The 18,159-nt window shown below is 53.7% G+C and carries 14 protein-coding genes; 10 read left to right on the top strand and 4 right to left on the bottom strand.

From position 1 onward, the window contains the following. The first annotated feature begins 97 nt into the window (after positions 1-97). Complete coding sequence (locus tag OGI63_RS11790; protein WP_011743531.1) at positions 98-1,441, top strand: glycoside hydrolase family 30 protein; 1,344 nt, start codon at positions 98-100, stop codon at positions 1,439-1,441. A gap of 216 nt (positions 1,442-1,657) precedes the next feature. Here OGI63_RS11790 and OGI63_RS11785 read toward each other — a convergent pair whose 3' ends face one another. Continuing rightward, complete coding sequence (locus OGI63_RS11785) at positions 1,658-2,392, bottom strand: TetR/AcrR family transcriptional regulator (RefSeq protein ID WP_011743530.1); 735 nt, start codon at positions 2,390-2,392, stop codon at positions 1,658-1,660. A 232-nt stretch (positions 2,393-2,624) separates the two neighbouring features. On the opposite strand from OGI63_RS11785, the gene OGI63_RS11780 reads away from it, so the two are divergent. The 6 genes from OGI63_RS11780 (at position 2,625) to OGI63_RS11755 (ending at position 10,891) form a co-directional block, all read left to right on the top strand. Continuing rightward, positions 2,625-3,881 (top strand): MFS transporter, encoded by a 1,257-nt coding sequence (locus tag OGI63_RS11780; RefSeq protein ID WP_011743529.1) that lies wholly within the window; start codon positions 2,625-2,627, stop codon positions 3,879-3,881. Between the two features lie 156 nt (positions 3,882-4,037). Continuing rightward, a complete protein-coding gene (locus OGI63_RS11775; protein ID WP_011743528.1) occupies positions 4,038-5,594 on the top strand; it encodes an alpha-N-arabinofuranosidase in 1,557 nt (518 codons plus the stop codon). Between the two features lie 274 nt (positions 5,595-5,868). Further along, positions 5,869-7,077 carry a glycoside hydrolase family 5 protein gene (locus OGI63_RS11770; protein ID WP_011743527.1) on the top strand — a complete coding sequence of 403 codons (1,209 nt, stop codon included), beginning with the start codon at positions 5,869-5,871 and terminating at the stop codon, positions 7,075-7,077. A gap of 62 nt (positions 7,078-7,139) precedes the next feature. Continuing rightward, complete coding sequence (locus OGI63_RS11765) at positions 7,140-8,786, top strand: glycoside hydrolase family 43 protein (RefSeq protein ID WP_264309050.1); 1,647 nt, start codon at positions 7,140-7,142, stop codon at positions 8,784-8,786. A 222-nt stretch (positions 8,787-9,008) separates the two neighbouring features. Next, positions 9,009-10,208: a glycoside hydrolase family 5 protein gene (locus OGI63_RS11760; protein ID WP_011743525.1), complete on the top strand. Its 1,200-nt coding sequence runs from the start codon at positions 9,009-9,011 to the stop codon at positions 10,206-10,208. A 47-nt stretch (positions 10,209-10,255) separates the two neighbouring features. Further along, positions 10,256-10,891 (top strand): TetR/AcrR family transcriptional regulator, encoded by a 636-nt coding sequence (locus OGI63_RS11755; protein ID WP_003834147.1) that lies wholly within the window; start codon positions 10,256-10,258, stop codon positions 10,889-10,891. Positions 10,892-11,215: 324 nt separating this feature from the next. Here OGI63_RS11755 and OGI63_RS11750 read toward each other — a convergent pair whose 3' ends face one another. Together OGI63_RS11750 and OGI63_RS11745 are read right to left on the bottom strand one after the other, a co-directional pair. Then, the gene (locus tag OGI63_RS11750; protein ID WP_011743524.1) at positions 11,216-12,403 is read right to left on the bottom strand and encodes an ATP-grasp domain-containing protein; all 1,188 of its coding nucleotides are present in this window, start codon (positions 12,401-12,403) and stop codon (positions 11,216-11,218) included. A gap of 39 nt (positions 12,404-12,442) precedes the next feature. Beyond that, positions 12,443-13,681, bottom strand: coding sequence for an MFS transporter (locus OGI63_RS11745; RefSeq protein ID WP_003834150.1), 1,239 nt, complete (start codon positions 13,679-13,681; stop codon positions 12,443-12,445). A 95-nt stretch (positions 13,682-13,776) separates the two neighbouring features. On the opposite strand from OGI63_RS11745, the gene OGI63_RS11740 reads away from it, so the two are divergent. The 3 genes from OGI63_RS11740 (at position 13,777) to OGI63_RS11730 (ending at position 16,968) form a co-directional block, all read left to right on the top strand. Beyond that, positions 13,777-14,100: a TetR family transcriptional regulator gene (locus OGI63_RS11740; protein WP_231836966.1), complete on the top strand. Its 324-nt coding sequence runs from the start codon at positions 13,777-13,779 to the stop codon at positions 14,098-14,100. Positions 14,101-14,274: 174 nt separating this feature from the next. Further along, positions 14,275-16,617, top strand: a complete 2,343-nt coding sequence (locus OGI63_RS11735; RefSeq protein ID WP_113736376.1) for a glycoside hydrolase family 3 N-terminal domain-containing protein — start codon at positions 14,275-14,277, stop codon at positions 16,615-16,617. A gap of 72 nt (positions 16,618-16,689) precedes the next feature. After that, complete coding sequence (locus OGI63_RS11730; RefSeq protein WP_041777370.1) at positions 16,690-16,968, top strand: hypothetical protein; 279 nt, start codon at positions 16,690-16,692, stop codon at positions 16,966-16,968. On the opposite strand, the gene OGI63_RS11725 is transcribed toward OGI63_RS11730, so the two are convergent. Next, positions 16,943-18,145, bottom strand: a complete 1,203-nt coding sequence (locus tag OGI63_RS11725; protein ID WP_011743521.1) for a glycerate kinase — start codon at positions 18,143-18,145, stop codon at positions 16,943-16,945. The two genes, OGI63_RS11730 and OGI63_RS11725, sit on opposite strands and share 26 nt — an antisense overlap. Positions 18,146-18,159: the final 14 nt, after the last annotated feature.

Below are 18,159 nucleotides of genomic sequence, written 5' to 3'. Positions count from 1 at the left end.
AAATATCGATAACTAAATCCCAATAATCAAATAAAAACAACTCAAAAAACGAATAAATATAAATCCAAAGAATCAGCGACAATACTAAGGACTTTCCATGACTACTTGGATCGCGACAACGCAAGACAACAAGCTTGCCGACAAATCATCCGAAATTGAATCCACGCATGCCACTTCCGCTTCCGATCTGCAGCTTGATGGCAATGAATATCAGGCATTGCGTGGCTTCGGCGGCTGCTTCAACGAGCTTGGCTGGCTTCCTCTGCAGACGGTTACTGAAGAGGAACGTGATCAGATCATCAAGGAACTGTTCAGCCCGGATGAGATGAACTTCACCTTCAATCGTGCGCCGGTCGGTGCCAATGATTTCGCCGATCATTGGTATAGCTATAACGAGACCGACGGCGATTATGAGATGGAGCATTTCTCCGTCGAGCATGATGAGCGGACGCTGATTCCGTATATTCATCGCGCGCAGGAATGGCAGCCGAACATGCAACTGTTCTCCAGCCCGTGGAGCCCGCCGACATGGATGAAGCGTCCGAAGGCTTATAACTATGGTCGTTTGGTGCAGACTCCTGAGAATCTTAAGGCATATGCGAAGTATTTCGTCAAGTACATTCAAGCTTATGCCGAGCATGGCATTACCGTGAATCAGCTGCATGTGCAGAATGAGGTGTTTGCCGATCAGAAGTTCCCGAGTGCATTGTGGGATTCCGAAGCGCTCAAGGTGTTCATCCGCGATTATCTTGGACCTGCTTTTGGCGAAGCTGGTCTTGACACCGATATTTGGCTGGGTACGCTGAATGGTCCGGAAGATATGGCGTGGACCGGCGGCTACGGCATGAAGCTGAATAATTACAACCGTTTTGTCGACAATATTCTGTTCGACGATGGCGCTCGCAAGTACATCAAGGGCATCGCTTACCAGTGGGCCGGCCAGAACTGTATTGCGCGTACGCATGAATCCTGGCCTGAAATCGAGCTGATTCAGTCTGAATCCGAATGCGGTATGGGTGATAATACGTGGGAATATGCGGAGTATATTTTCCACTTGATCAACCATTATTTGCGTAATGGCGCGACTGCTTACACTTATTGGAATATGATTCTTGACGATCAGGATTCTACGTGGGGGTGGTGGCAGAATTCACTGTTCACCATTACTGCGGATACGCATGAGGTTCGCCGTAATCCGGAATATTATGTGATGCGTCATTTCTCGCATTTCGTCAAGCCGGGTGCGCATGTGCTTGGCACTACGGGTCATTTCAATTCGATGGCTATTGCGTTCCGTAATCCGGATGGCACCATTGTGGTGGTGGCCCAGAACGCTCTCGAAGAGGAGCGTCCGTTTGAATTTGCCGATCCTTGCAATGCCGATCGCGGTATCAAGGTGACGCTTGCTCCGCGTTCGTTCAACACGTTTGTGCTGGACTGACGGGAGCTGCCTGGCTGATGCGAATGTGTGCGTAACGCGTCGGCTTGGTTGTGGCAGAGGTTTGTTGAATGCCGGATGGCAAGTTTCCCTTCTCTTCCTGCCATCTTCGCAAGCCGGTGTTGTGTTGCGGGGCGTTTGCCTATGGTGATCGGTTACCGGTCGCCGCAGGCAAACGCCTTTTTGCGTTTGCGGTGTCTTTGCTTGTTTGCGCTCTGTTCAGCGGTAGCCGTCCCATGTGGGGGAGGGGAATAGGATGTGTTCTGCGCGTTCCCATAGTTGCATCATGGATTCGCTGGGATTGGTTAACGACTGGATTTGCACGCCGTCCATGGCAAAGAACGCGGTGACGATGAGGTCATGCAGGCGTTCTGGATCGCGGTATTCTTCCGGTAGTTCCCAGTCCACGCTGGTCATGTCGATCAAAATCGAACTGTGTCTGTTCTGGTAGAACTTGTGGGCTGGGTGTTCTGGATCGGACGCTTCGATGGCGAGGCGCATGAACAGTGCGACAAGTTCGGGACGTTTGGCGTTGAGGCGCACGGTTTCGTGCAATGCGCCGGGCAGATGTCGGCGTTCTTTGGTTGCTGAATCTGTTTGGTCGCAGTGGCTGATGGCTGCGCCCAATGCCGTGTGGGCATTGCCTTCTTCTTCGGAGTCGTAGAACGTTTCGATGACCAATGAGAGTAATTCTTCTCGGTTTTTGACGTAATGGTTGAGTCCGGGCAGGGTCATGCCAACTGCATCGGCTAATGCTTGCATGGGGAAGCCGTATGACCCGTATTGCGTGATTAGGGTTACCGCTTCTTGTGTGATTTGTTTGCGTCGCTGCGCTGGGGAGAGTCGTTTTCTTTGGTTGATTGGACGGCTCTTGATGCTGTTTGCTGATGTGTTTTCCTGTGATTCCATACTGATTTGAAGAATACTATTGCCGCTGTCCACATGCGTTTTCATGTGGTTTCGATATTGCGGTTATGCGGTTGATTGCTGTGCTTGAAAGTAGGTCGTTGTTCGACACGCCGATTTGTTATCTTATATCTTTAAGATATAAGATAACTGACGAAGCCGATGAGAGTTGACTTCAACACAACGCCTCTCTTGCCTGTTGTTTGCATGATCATTGAAGATTCGGCAAAAACGTAGAGGGCTGACTTTGAAAAAGAAAGATAAAGATAAGGAGACAAGCATGACTGACGCACGGCCTGCGGAACATGCCAACGAGCTTTCCAAAATCGACAAAACGCGTTTCTGCGTAGCGTTCTTCGTGTTCTCATTCGCATGGATGCTGGCGTTGCGGATCGTTGCTGCAGTGCTGCTGCCGCAGCGTTTGGCTGATATCGCGCCCGACAGCAAAGACGCCATTTTCGGCGTGCTGAATTCAGCCACGGCATTGGCCTCGCTGATTTCCAACCTCGTGGTTGGCAACATGTCTGACCGTACGCGCTCGATCTTCGGACGTCGTACGCCATGGATCGCATCGGGCGGCATTGTTGCGGGCATTTCGCTGTTCCTCATCGGCATTCTGCCGGACGGTGTGAGCATTGGCATCAGCTACTGCATTTCCATGGTCGGTCTGAACATGATGATCGCACCGGTCATCGCATCTTTGTCTGACCGTATTCCTGAAGATATGCGCGGCACCATGTCCGCATTTATCTCTGCAGGTACGTTGTTCGGTTCTGCTCTTGGTCAGATTGTTGGTGCGCAGTTCATCACCCTGCAGCTCCCGGGCTTCATCGCGTCCGGTGTGGCTATGGGTCTTTCCGGTGTGCTTGCCGTGGTCTTCTGGCCGAAGGAAAAGTCCAGCAAGGATATGCCTAAGGAAAAGGTTGATTTCAAGGGTATTATCATGAGCTTCCGTCCGCCGACCAAAGGCGCTCGCGACTTCTGGCTGGCATTTATCGGCCGTTCCCTGTTGCTGTTCAGCTACTACATGATTCTCAACTACCAGCTGTATATTCTGCAGGACTACATTGGTCAAAGTGTTGAAGATTCCGCGGCCACCATTTCCACCATGAGCTTGGTGCTGATGGTTGTCTCCCTGATTTCCGCGCTTTCCGCAGGTCCGATTTCCGACAAAATCGGTCGCCGTAAGATTCCGGTTGTGGCCGCAAGCGTGCTGCTCGCCATCGGTTATGCTCTGCCATGGCTCATGCACAACGCGTTGGGCATGATTCTCTTCTCCGCCATCGGTGGCTTCGGCTACGGCATGTACGGTTCCGTCGATCAGGCGCTCAATGTTGACGTTCTGCCGAATGAAGAAGAGGCCGGGAAGGATTTGGGCATTTTGAACATTGCCACTACTCTCGGTCAGATGGTCGGCCCGATTGTCACCTCCGCCATTGTGGTAGCTACCGGCTCGTACGGACTGGTGTTCCCGACGGCAATCGTTATGGTGGCGCTCGCCTGCATCTTCATTCTGATGATTAAAAAGGTGAAGTAGCGTCGGCGCTTTTCGAAATAACTTGGCCGGAGATTCTTTCATCATCTCTCCTGGAATCTTCGGCCATTTCGCATATATTGTGCGGCACAATAACTACAAGAACCATACGAATTACGAACGTTGCAGATGTGAGCACTACGGCAAAAGGAGCAAACCATGGTTGTCTGCATTGACCCGAACAGTACGATTGGTCGTATCGATCCGAAACTGCATGGCCAATTCATTGAATTCCTTGGCGAATGCATTGATGAAGGTCTATGGGTGGGAGAGGATTCCCCGATCGAAAACGAGCGTGGCTACCGCAAGGCCACATTGGATGCTTTGCGTGCATTGAGGCCGCCGGTTATTCGCTGGCCGGGCGGATGCTATGCGGATACCTACCATTGGCGTGACGGTGTGGGCCCGCAAAGCGAACGTAAAACCACTTTCAACGAGAATTTCGCCACCTATGAGCTGGACGATCACAGCTTCGGCACCGACGAATTCCTGCGTTTGTGTGAAATGCTCGGCGCTGAACCGTGGATCAATATCAACATGCTTTCCGGCACGGTCGCCGAAATGAAGGATTGGATGGAGTACTGCAATCGTGCGCAGCCCACTGATCTTGCCAAGGAACGTGAGGCTAACGGCCATAAGGCACCTTACGGGGTGAAATATTGGGGGATCGGCAACGAAGTGTGGGCTGGCGGCGGTACCATGACTCCGCGGACCTACCTCAATGAATACCGCAGGTTCGCATCCGCCATGCCGAGCTTCACCACCGATGTGTTCGCGCCGACCCCAATGTATGCTATTGCGAGCGGTCCCGACGGCAACAAGCCGCGCGAACGCGTGCAGTGGACCCAGGATTTCTTCCGCGGTCTTGCCGAATATCGTCAGCCGAATATCGACGGCTATGATCTGCACTTCTACAATTGGAACGTGGATAACGATGCCGACACTCCCACCCGGTTCGATGAAGACGGCTGGAATGCGGTGATTGAGGGATGCCTCGAACTTGAAGATATTCTGCGTGATCAGTGGCGTTTGATGAATGACGGCCTGGCGCTTATTCATGAGCCGGAGGTGGCTATGGATTCCAAGCTCGCGCATGTCGATCTAATCATCGGCGAATGGGGCAATTGGCACAAGACCGCATTCTTCGCACGCCCTGCGCTCAAGCAGCAGGTGACCATGCGTGACGCCATCACCACCGCGCTTACGTTGGATCTGCTGCAGCGTAATTGCGACAAGGTGACCATGGCGTGTAACGCGCAGACCATCAATGTGCTTAACTCACTGATCTTGACTGAAGGCGATCGGACCATCCTTACGCCTAACTACGATGTGTTCATGATGTATAAGGCGCATCGTGGCATGACCGCACTTGATGTGGCGCGTAACGATTCCGAGGATTCTGCCGTGTATACGTTTGCGTCACGTAATGAGGATGGCACGCAGCTGCTGATTAATCTCACCAATGCGCATATGAACGATGGTGCCGAAGTGCGGCTGCATTTGCCGTGCGGCGCTCAGGTTGATTCGATGGAAACGCTTGCTTCCGAAGATCCGCATGATTGCAACACAGTGGAGCATTCGGATCTGGTGCGCACTCATGCCGTGGACGTGGATAGTGCCGTGAGCGTGCACGAATCTGCCGGCGGTGCCGAGCTGACGGTAACGTTGCCCGCTGCCTCGGTGAGTGCCTTGCACGTAACGATTCGCCAGCGATAAGCAGTAATCGTCTCTCCGGCTGCAGGTTGCCTCTTTCTTCCCGCAAGAAAGAGGCTTTTTTCTTATGATTAATCGCATGATTCTGTGAAATTGCTGCACGATTTTGATTGTCGGTCCCACGATTTTCGCAAAGGGTGCTTTATGCGAAATAGTGCGACAGCGGTTCGGAGAGATGTCCGAGACGAGTTGCGGGGAGGAGAAAAATGTACTATCATCTAACTTAGTAATTACTAAGTAATAAAAAATATGATTGAAAGCGTACGAAGGAGTGCATATGGACCTTAATTACATCAAGGGCGTGAACCTGGGTAACTGGCTGGTTCTGGAAAAGTGGATGAACCCGGCATTATTCGATGGAACCACTGCCGATGACGAATACTATCTGCCGACGCAACTTGATCCGGCCGTCTACGAGGCCCGTATCAGGACCCACCGCGCCGAATACATCAACGAGCGCGACTTCGCCACCATCAAATCGTGGGGACTGAACTCCGTGCGCATCCCCGTGCCGTACTTCATCTTCGGCGACCGCGCGCCGTTCATCGGCTGCATCGACGAACTCGACAAGGCCTTCAACTGGGCCGAGAAATACGGCCTGACCATCCTTATCGATCTGCACACCGCACCGATGAGCCAAAACGGCTTCGACAACGGCGGCATCTCCGGCGTGTGCAAGTGGGCGCAGCTGCCCGACGAAGTCGAATTCGTGCTGTCCGTGCTCGAACGCCTCTCCAAGCGGTACGGCCATCGTCGGGCGCTGATGGGCATCGAAATCATCAACGAGCCGAACACCGCCACCTGCTGGCCGATGGCGAACGTGACCGAACGCTACAAGGCGGTCGATCCGGAACTCGCCGAAGGCACCGGCCCGATCGCATTCGACTGGCTCAAGAACTTCTACATCACCGCCTACCACCGTCTGCGCGACGCTGACAAGGGCGCGTTGCCGACCGACAAAGTCGTGGTGTTCCACGACGGTTTCGACATCGAACAGTGGAAGGACTTCATGCGCGGCCCCGACGGCAAGCTCGCGCCCGAGTTTAAGAACGTGGTCCTCGATACCCACCAATACCTCATGACCGCCGAAACGATGGGTTGCCCGCAGACAGCGGAGGGCTACGACGACTTCGTGAGGAATACCTATGCGCCGATGATCGCCGAGATGAGCGAATACTTCCCGGTGATTGTGGGGGAGTGGTGCCTGTTCAACTCCGTCGGCTGCGGTGTGGACACCCACGGCGGCCAAAGCGTGCTCAACGGCGAGGAAGGGGCTCAGGTCGAAACCCTGACCGCCGAACAGAAGCGCTCGCTGTACCGGGGCCTAGCCGAATCCCAGCTCGCCGCATGGAGCAAGGGCAGCGGCTTCTACTACTGGAACTACAAGCTGCTCACTGACACTGTCAACACTCCCGGCTGGATCGGCTGGGACGCATGGGACCTTGGACGCTGCATCGCCCAAAACTGGTTCCCCGTCCAAAAGTGATTCCGTCGGACGCAAGAATCGTACAAAGCAACGCGTGATATCAAGAACATTAAGGAACGACAATGCTGCATAATCCGATCTTCAAAGGCTTCAATCCTGATCCGGCCATCTGCCGTAAAGGCGACGACTACTATGTTGCTGTCTCTACATTCGAATGGTTCCCGGGTATTCCGATTTACCATTCGAAGGATATGAAGCATTGGGAGCTGCTCACCCACGTGCTTACTGATGATACGAAGCCGAACCTCACCAAGCTGCCGAGCGCTAAGGGCATTTGGGCTCCATGTCTCACGTATTGTGAGGAAGAGGACATGTTTTACGTGATTTACGGCGTTATGAACTCCATGAATGCACGCTATTTCGACGTGAATAATTATCTGATTAAGTCAAAGAGCATTGAAGGTCCGTGGAGCGAGCCGGTATATCTGACATCTTCTGGTTTCGACGCGTCCATTTTACATGATGACAATGGCAAGAAGTACATCGTCAGCTTGGAGTGGGAGACCCGTGAAGGCTATGAGAAGCCGGGCGTGATCTGCTGTGTGGAATATGATCCGGAAACCAAGCATGTGGTTGGCTATCCGAAGCGTATATGGCGTGGCGCTACTGATCGTGGCTGCATTGAGGCTCCGCATCTGACCAAGCGTGACGGCTGGTATTACATTATGTGCGCCGAGGGTGGCACTGGCTACAACCATGCCGTGACCATGGGCCGTTCCCGCAATGTGTGGGGTCCGTATGAGCCGGATCCGAATGGTCCGCTCGTCACTTCGCAGCCGAAGGAGTCAAACGAGCGTGCTGATGACGATCATTTGAAGCCGCGCTATTTCAACCCGGATTCCGTGCTGCAGAAGTCCGGGCACGGCTCCTACGTGGATCTGCCGAACGGCGAGACATATCTTGTGCACCTGACCAGCCGTCCGTTTGTGCCGGAATTACGTTGTACGCTTGGCCGTGAAACCGCCATTCAGAAGATGACATGGACGAATGACGGCTGGCTGCGCATGGCGGACGGCTCCAATCTGGCCAAACTCGAAGTCGAAGAGCCGGATCTGCCGGATGCGCCGATGCCGGAGATTCCCGGGCACGACGACTTCGACGGCGGCGCGATCGGCAACTGGTATTATTCGCCGCGGCAGATGCCGACCACCTTCGCCAACGTGACGGAACGCCCCGGTTGGCTGCGCATCCGCGGCAAGGAATCGTTGGCATCGCTCAACCGCACGAGCCTGATCGCACGCAAACTCACCAGCGTGTACGCCACCGTCACCACGAAGATGGAGTTCGAGCCGGAAGTCTACCAGCACAGCGCTGGCTTGACCATCTACTACGACAACATGAATAATATTTTCCTGCGCAAGTATTATTCACAGACGCTTGGCGGCAGCGCGATTTCGATTGTGCGTCTCGAAAACGGTGAAAAGACGGAAATGCTTGACACTCGCGTTGCTGTGGAAGACAAGCCGATCTATTTCCGTTTGAATATCGAAGGTCGTCGTACTTGGTTCGAGTGGGGTTATGATGGCGAGAACTGGACCAAGATTGGCCCGGATTTCGACACTACCACCTTCTCTGACGAATACTGCAAGTACGGCGAATTCACCGGCACTATGGTCGGCATCGCCATCACCGACGCCGCTCTGCACGAGAAGACCGCCGACTTCGACTTCTTCGACTACGAGGCGGACGAGACGAAGCCCGTCGACTGATCCCGCCCGGCCGGCCACCACGATCATTCAACGACCCTGATCCGGCTGTGATCCGATTCCGAGCGGCCGCGTGGCCGCTCGCGGGGCGCATACAATGGACCAAGGAACGTTGCGAATGACGCGCGGTTCCTTGGCCCATTGGGCCGAATGGGTTTTGCCATGGGTTGTGATGGGCGGAAGCGAAAAGTCGGGCAACCCCCGAACGTAAGGGCGGTGAGACGCATGGTGCTAGGCATCGACGAGCGAATCGACGGCGTGAACCTCGGCAACTGGCTGGTGCTGGAGAAATGGATGGATCCGAAACCGTTCACCCGCAGCGCCGAAGACGATGAAATCTGGATGCACCGCACGCACGTATCCCTCTGGTCCGAACGGAATCTCGCCGAGGAACTGCGCCGGCACCGCGAAACCTACATCACCTTGGAGGATTTCCGTATTATCGTCGGTCACGGAATCAACCTCGTACGCATTCCCATACCGTATTTCATCTTCGGCGACTGGCCCGGGCATCCGGGCTGCATCACGTACCTCGACCGCGCGTTCCGCTGGGCGCGGGAGACGGGATTGAAGATTATGATTGACCTGCATACCGTTCCCGAATCGCAGAACGGTTTCGACAACGGCGGTCTGACGGGTGTGTGCAAATGGGCGCAGAATACGGACTTGGTGGAGTACACGCTGAACGTGCTGGAGCGATTGGCTCGCCGATACCGCGACGAACCGGCCCTGCACAGCATCGAAGTACTCAACGAACCAGTGAGCTGGTCGGTGTTCCATAGCACGTCGAACACGGCGAAAGACTCTCATGAGGCTTCCGGTAGCATGTATGTCTCACTGCGGTTTCTGAAGCGCTTCTACCGCGACGCTTACGCCCGGTTACGCGCCGTGCTACGTCCGGAAACCGTGATCGTATTCCATGACGGTTTCCGACTACTCCGCTGGGGCGGTTGGTTTCGTCGTGCTGGCATGCGCAACGTCATGCTCGACACCCATCAGTATCTCATCGCGATGGAGGATCCGCTGTTTTCGGGACCGGCACGCCGGCTGTACCTGCGATCGCGGCGACTGCCATGGCTGTACCGGATGCTGGTGGGCGCGAGTGGCATCGCCATCCGTTCGGCGGCCCGTCGTATTCCCGTGCTGGTGGGCGAGTGGTGCGTGGAGAATCAGTGGGCCCTACACAGCCAAAACCGATCGGCTGCATACCGCCAAGTGTCACGATTGCAACGCGCGGCATGGGACGTGTCGGCGGGGCAGATCTATTGGAGCTACCAGCTTGCGCGCTCCGCGAAACCGGGTAGTGGCGAAGGGAAACCGCCGCGGGATCCTCGCAACGGCGGCAATCTTGAGGCGTGGGATCTGACTCGCGTATGGCGTCATGGATGGATTCGGGCGGATACCTCTCACGATGACGTGCCATAGGCAGTCAATCAACGGCAATCGACGCAAGGTGCATTAGACTCGGAATCATGGCAGAGGAAGAGACTTCGAAACGTATCCGAAAATCACCGCAGGAGCGTCGAGCGGAAGTGCTGGATGCGGCTGTTCAGCTGATCAGTGAGCGTGGATTCAATGGCATTTCCATCCAAGACGTGGCCGACAGGGTCGGCATCTCCAAACAAGGCGTGTTGCGATACGTCGACAACAAAGACAAAATGCTGGCGCTGGTATATGACGAATACTACGGGCAGACCGGCACGCCGGAGGACTTCTTCTCTTCGGGCATGCCGGGCAGCGACCCGTCCGCGCCGCATTTTCCCGCGTATCTGCGCTACCTGGTGAAACACAACTCGCGCCGCCGCATGATGGTGCAGCTGTTCACCGTGCTGTCGGTGGAATCCCTGAACCCGGATCACCCATTGCATGACGAATTCATGGGACGCATGGAGGACATCTGGGAACACTACTCGAAATACCCGTGGGTGGTTCCGCCGCAATTGGGCGCATGGGCCGGCAGCATGCGGCCAGTGGTGCGCAAAGCCATGGAAATCATGGATGGCATTCAGCTGTGGTGGCTGCGCGAACCGGAAGTGGACTTGTGTGAGGAATGGTCCGAAATGGAGAATCTGCTGTTTCCCGCGCCCCTCTGGGATGCATGCCGCTGATTTTATGTGTGTTCCGCATACGTTCGGGGGTGACCTGACGGCCACCCTCATTTTGCTTATCTTCTATTGTGGTAGTGCCTGAAAAGTTTGCTGAAAGAGACATGCTGGTTTCTTGAGATGTCGACCATTTTGATGCAGTCAGACTACCTGCTGCGCTTCCCGTATAGACGCCAATGCTGGTTCCCAACATCCCTAGCGATACTAGTATCATTATTTTACGGAAGAGTCTAGATTCAGTAGAATTACCAATTCTACATAATAATTCGTCATATATAGAACCTGCTGCAGAATTAGTTACAATTGTCCCTCTGTAAAAAGTTAATTTTACTCATTATATTGACTATTTATAAGATAATTAGAACGTTGAATAATCTCAGATTCATTCTTGCCGGAAATAAGAAATTTCCTGTCAGAATCAACAGAGTTATGAGCGATACCTTTTTTCTTGCCCACAGATTCCAAAACCGCCCAATCCGGGATTTCTTTTTCCTTTGGCCAGTTCAATCCAGCGGTTTCCAGCAGTATGCCATACTGAGATGATCGCGTAATATTCGCATCCGCATCGACAAGACCAAGTTCCAATAGGAAGTTGGCCTTGCTTTGGTCTATGCCATAGGCGGCTGCCAGCTCCTGCTTGATGAGACCGCCTCCTCTGCGTGCCGCCATTTCCCCGAATACGAAATCACCGGTTTCATTCTTATAGAATTCGATATGCATCACATTCGGAATCGTCTGATCGTTGAAAGATGCAATTAATTGCTTTGTCAGTCGGAGCAGCTCGGAATAGTCGGCACCGTTCTCATCCAACATCACGGAACCGGTGTTTTGTTTCTCGAAATCCAGTGGCGGGACAAGGTACCGTGATGGTGAGATCAGAATCGAACCGGAATTGATATAGACTACATCCACATGGTAGACGGAACCGGAACAATATTCCTCTAAGTAATACTGGTTTGAATGCACGTTTCGTATGAATTCCGGCTTGGTAGCTAAAGCAGGCAGGTCATCTTTCGAATGCAATATCGTAATGCCTGCAGACCCTGCGCCCCATCGAGGTTTGAGAACAACCGTCTCCCAACGATCGAACGCCGAAATAATATCTCCAAAGCCTTGGCAGGTGGTATAGGGAATAATCTTTAATCCGGCATCAAGGGCCGATTGTTTCATCGTGACTTTATCTCGACAGCTTAACGCCAGTTCATGCTGTAAACCGGGAATTCCAAATAAACTTCTCGCCTCTGCAACCCTCAGTACGTCTTCCTCTGAGCTGGAAACTATCCTATCTGGTTTAAATTTCCTGACAATATCAAAGAATTTTGCGGTAGCGCTATCAGAGGAATAATCGGAAACCTCGATTTCCTTGATGACGGAGCTCGGCCAACTATGGTGTGCGGCTCGATCGTTCGAGGTGAAGACCATAACTTCTAAACAATCGAAACGTTCTTGGATTTCCTCAATCCATTTAGGATAATTTGAGAAAGATTTGGGCTGTTGCAGCAATAATACTTTCATGTCATTCCCCTTCCGGTGTACTCACCAAGACTTTTTCTTTCAATGACGAATGATTCTTTGTCCACGTTTTCTAATTTGATTAGTGACGACTGCAGGCATTATTCCCACTAACGCCAGTGCACACCAATACCAAGCCGTCAATCCTGCAGGACGTAGTGCCGGAACGATCCAACCGCCAAGGAATGAGCCTGCCGATTCACCAATGGCTGCAATTATCAGCCGATAGTTCAGAATGTCCACCAAAGGCTTATCTGGCTGTGCCTCTACCAGAGCAATATTGATTAATGGCGCATAGATGCATTCTGCAATGGAGAACACAACCAAGGAAATGATGCATATCCACCAGTACGACGAGACTCCGCAGGCGAATAGTGCGAAGGAAATTCCATAAATCCCCAGGCTTTTGACTATGAATGAGGTGGCATTATGTTCTTTGGTCATATTGCGCGAGATGATCTTACTTACCGGCATTTGCAGTGCTATGACCGATATGGCATCAATGGAATAGAACAATCCTCTTATGACTGGACTATCGGATAACGAGTGGAATTCCAATGCCATTCCGGCAAAAAGCTGACCATTCATTATACTGCCCACGAACACCGCCAGGATGGCAAGAACCGTACCGGGACTTTTCAGCGAGTCTGTAATGGTCTTCACGATGGAGGAAGTGTTTTCCTCGCCGCTTTTCTCATTGCGTATGAAGACATGATGAGTCAGCGCTATTGGAGCTAGTAAAGCAGAAAAAGCATAGAGTCCGACGATGATTGCAATAAAGAGCGTTTGTCCGAAAGCTTTATATATGTAATTCGAGCCCAGAGGTCCAATCGCGGATCCAAGATTGGCTGCCATAGTCACTAAAGCAAACAAAGAAGCCTGAATTTTTTTATCCTTTACTGTAGCGATGATATGCCCTCGTAGGGCAAAATTAACCAATGAAAGACCGAGTCCCAGCAAAGCCAAATCCGCAAAAAGGAAGCCGATAAAACCACCCATTGCCGGTTGTAGCAGCAAAAGTGAAAAAACCATGAATCCGAAACCGGCCTCGGTGAGGGATACCGTTGAGAAACGCTCAATCAGGCTACCTATAAAAACAGTACTGCCTCTAGAAAAAAGAGATAAAATTCCGAGCGCCAGCCCAACATATAGCGATGACGCCGCAGAAACTTGGCCGGTGAGAATAACCGAAAGAAGGGAGAAGAGACCGCTGTACGCAGCAGTATTCAAAAAGTAATTCACTGATATGGAGTCTCTTTTAATATCGTTCGGCTTCTCCATTTGAATGGACCTTCTTTTATGCTTTACAAATAATGTCTCCCCATGCTAGTTGTCATAGGGGAATTGTTCATTGCTGCGTCCACATATAGTGACGCTTGGTTTTGGCATACTTGGGGGTGTCTGTTTCAAAGTTTACCGTGCTTTCTGCGGAATCGTTGAATCCTGAACATCCGTTGCATGATGAATTCACTGCTCGTATGGACGATATTTGGGAGAACTATTCGCAATATCCTTGGCTGATTCCTCCGCAATTGGGTTCATGGAAGTCGAGTATACGACCGGTGGTGCGTAAGGCCATGGAAATCATGGATGGTGTGCAATTATGGTGGTTGCGCGAGCCTGAAGTTGATTTATGCAAAGAGTGGGCTCAGATGGAAAACATGCTGTTTCCATCCCCGTTGTGGGATGCATATCGTTGATTTTGAATACTTGTTGAGATTGGCATTGCATGCGCGTGCGAAAAGGCGAGGGTCTGATGGTCCCTCGCCTTTTGCGTTGACGGGTTTATGTCGAGTTGCGGATGTGCATATGATATACTAAAATACCAATTGGTAATTAAAGGAAATCGCTTCAATGAGGAAAGTGAGCAATCCATGACCGAAACCACTGAAAATACTGTAAATCTGCCCTATAGGAATCCGAAACTTCCTACTGAGGAACGCATCGCCGATCTGCTTGGTCGAATGACCCTTGAGGAAAAAGTCGGACAGATGATGCAGCTTGACGCGCGAAGCGGCGATTTGGACGATCTGATCGTCAACAAGCACGTTGGTTCCATTCTGCACACCTCGCCGTCCGATCTGCCGAAAGCCGTGGAAACGGTGAACGCCAAAACCCGTCTCGGCATTCCGCTGGTGATCGGCGACGACTGCATTCACGGCTATTCCTTCTGGCCGGGAGCCACCATTTTCCCGGAACAGCTGGGCATGGCAACCACGTGGGATTCCGAAAAGGTACAGGCCGCGGGCCGTGCCACCGCCGAGGAAGTGTCAGCCACCGGCGTGCATTGGACGTTCTCCCCGGTGCTGTGCATCGCGCGAGACACCCGTTGGGGCCGCGTAGGCGAAACCTTTGGCGAAGATCCGTACCTGATTGGCGAAATGGCATCGTCCATTGTCAAGGGCTATCAAGGTGGAGCCAAGGCGGGCGAGCCGCTCGCCAAAGACGCGATCCTCGCATGCGCCAAGCATTTCGCAGGCTATTCCGAAACACAGGGAGGGCGTGACGCTTCCGAAGCCGACCTGAGCCACCGCAAGCTGGAATCCTGGTTCCTGCCGCCATTCGAACGCGTAGCCAAGGAAGGCTGTGGCACCTTCATGCTCGGCTACGAATCCATCGAAGGTGTGCCGGTCACCTTCAACAAGTGGCTGCTTTCCGACAAACTGCGTGGCGCTTGGAACTATCAGGGCACGCTCATCACCGACTGGGACAACGTCGGCCGTTCCGTGTGGGAGCAGAAGGTCAAGCCTGATTATGTGCAGGCTGCTGCCGATGCGGTCAAGTCCGGCAACGACTTGGTGATGACCACGCCAAAGTTCTACGAGGGTGCGATCGAAGCCGTGAAGACCGGTCTGCTTGACGAATCGTTGATCGATGCCGCCGTGGCTCGTATTCTCGCACTGAAGTTCCGTCTTGGACTGTTCGAAGATCCACGCTTGCCCGACCAGAAGCGTATCGATGCAGTGATCGGTTCCGAAGAGCATCAGCAGCTCAACCTTGAAGTGGCTCGCGAAGCCGTGGCATTGCTGAAGAACGACGGTTCACTGCCGTTCAACGTGGCCGGTGCGAAGCGTATCGCGGTCGTTGGCCCGCTCGCCGATGACGTCCAGACCCAGCTGGGCGACTGGGCAGGCAGCTCCGGCCAGATCAACTGGATGCCTGACGGCCACCCGCGTGAAATGATCACCACCGTGCTTGATGGTTTCAAGCAGCTCGCTCCGGAAGGTTGCGAGGTCGTGTACTCTCGCGGTGCCAACATCGTGGATTTGGTGCCCGATCCGGAAGGCGAGTTCTACCCGGATGGACAGCCTCGCCCGAAGATCGGCGTTTCCGCCAAGATTGATCGCGCACTGCTTGGCGAAGCCGTGGAAAACGCACGTAAAAGCGACCTGATCGTGGCCGTGGTGGGCGATGTGATCCAGGCCATTGGCGAAGGCTGCTCCACCGCCACGCTTGAACTGCTCGGCGGACAGAATGCACTGATCGATGCACTGTCGAACGTGGCTCGCGAAACCGGCAAGCCGTTCGTGGTGGTGCTCGTCAGCTCCAAGCCGCAAGTGCTGCCGGCATCCGTGATCGGTACCAATGGCGTGATTGTTGACGAAACTCCAGCCGAAGGCACTTCGGCTCTGCTGTGGGCTCCAAGCCCGGGCATGAAGGGCGGCCAGGCCATCGCCGAAATCATTCTCGGCGAAACCGAACCGAGCGGACGCCTGCCGATCACCTTCCCGCGTCACGCAGGACAGCTGCCGGTCTACTACAACCAGATTCGAGGCCAGCACGGCAACCGTTACGCCGACCTCACGCAGAATCCGGCATTCGCATTCGGCGAGGGTCTGAGCTACACCACGTTCGAATACGGAGATCCGACCATCACCAACGTTCCGGAATCCGGCATATTCGCCGAAACCGACACTGTGCATGCCGAAATCACCCTCACCAATACGGGCGATCGCAAGGGCACGGAAGTAGTACAGCTCTACATCGGCGACATCGTGACCTCCTACAGCTGGACTGATCGTGAACTTAAAGCATTCCAGCGCGTGGAACTCGAACCAGGCAAAAGTAAGACCGTTGCCTTCGACATTCCGGTTTCCGATTGCACCATCGTCGATTCGGAAGCTAACCGGATCGTCGAACCGGGCGAATTCGAAGTGCTTATCGGTCATTCCAGCCGTCGCGAACACTTGAAGCGCACCACCTTCACCGTCGCGTAAAAGCGAAACGAAATAAGCCGTGTCGCAGAACCTAATAATCGACACGCTAGTCTGATATGAGCCGCCTACGAAATGCCGATCGTGGGCGGCTCACATGAATGGGTCATCGTTGTGGCATACGCACTGTTTATGGCCGCTTCCGGATTCGTACTGGTGCCTGATCAGACGCATGCGTTGAACCAGTTGCCATCGTCAATGAACGCCGACTGTTCCGCGGTGATGAACGCCATACAGCAGCTTGCCGTCGCGATTGTGCTTGCCACTGGCGGTTATACGGCTTTGTTCCCGATCGCTGTGGTTGCGGTGCTGCTGGGCACGGTGTTCATCATGCTGATTCGCAAGGTGAAGTAGCTGCAGCTACTGCAGTAGCCGAAGCAACGCGCAGTGTGCCGGCGATTGCGGCACACGTAATCTCGACATTGCGTTCCGTATTGGCGATCAGCGTCGCAAGATCCGCCGACCCGGGCGCAATGCCGAACGTTGCGACGATGCCGGTCTCGTTCAACGCTTCGATGGTGTGTGGATCGCGGGTTACCGTTCCGCCAATGGCAATAGTTGGTTTTCCTTGCGATTGCGCCAGTTTCGCAATGCCATTCGGCACTTTGCCGTACGGTGTCTGACTGTCGATGGAACCTTCGCCGGTGATGATGACGTCGGCCCATGCGCATGCTTCTCGACCATGCGCAAGATCGAGCACAAGTTCGATTCCCGGCCGCACTGTTGTATTGAACAGGCCGAGCATCCCGCCGCCGGTACCGCCCGCGGCGCCTGTACCGGGAATGCGCTCAATATCGCGGCCATTGTATTGCATGATCGCGTGTGCGAGATTCGCGAGTCCCTGATCGAGGAGTTCGACCTGTGCTGTGTTCGCGCCTTTTTGCGGAGCGAACACATGCGCAGTACCTTCTGGTCCGGTCAAAGGATTGGCGACATCGCAGGCGAGAACAATCGGAACATTTTTTACAAAATCGGGAACTTCCGAATCGTCAATCCTCTCCAAATCAACAAGAGAACCGCCACCAAGCGGAATATCATGACCTGCCGTATCAAGAAAACGAAATCCAAGCGCGCGAGCCAATCCCGTGCCGCCATCCGTAGTGGCACTGCCGCCCAAACCAAGCACAATACGATCCGCGCCAGCGTCAATCGCAGCACGAATCAGCAAGCCGGTGCCGAACGTGGAAGCGGACAACGCATTGCGGTCGGCGGGGGAGACCCGTTCAAGTCCGCTTGCCGAAGCCAACTCGACTACGGCGGTGTGGAGAATACAAGAAGCATGATTATTGCCAAGAAAGCCAAACTGAGCGGTAATCGGGCGGCCGATCGCATCAACTGTCTCAACATTGTGCAACGTGCCGGCGGTGGCATGAACCAAGGCTTGCGTCAATCCTTCGCCGCCATCGGAAAGAGGCATGAGCCGGCATTCCGCCTGCGGATTGCCACGCTTAATGCCGCGAGCCATCGCCTGTGCGATTGCTTCAGCCGAAGCGGCTTCCTTGAACGAGTCCGGTGCCAGCAGAATCCGCATACATGTCTCCTTTT

The organism is Bifidobacterium sp. KRGSERBCFTRI (genome assembly GCF_025908335.1).
Note: the sequence above shows the minus strand (reverse complement) of the source record. Positions and strands in the feature narration are given on the sequence as shown.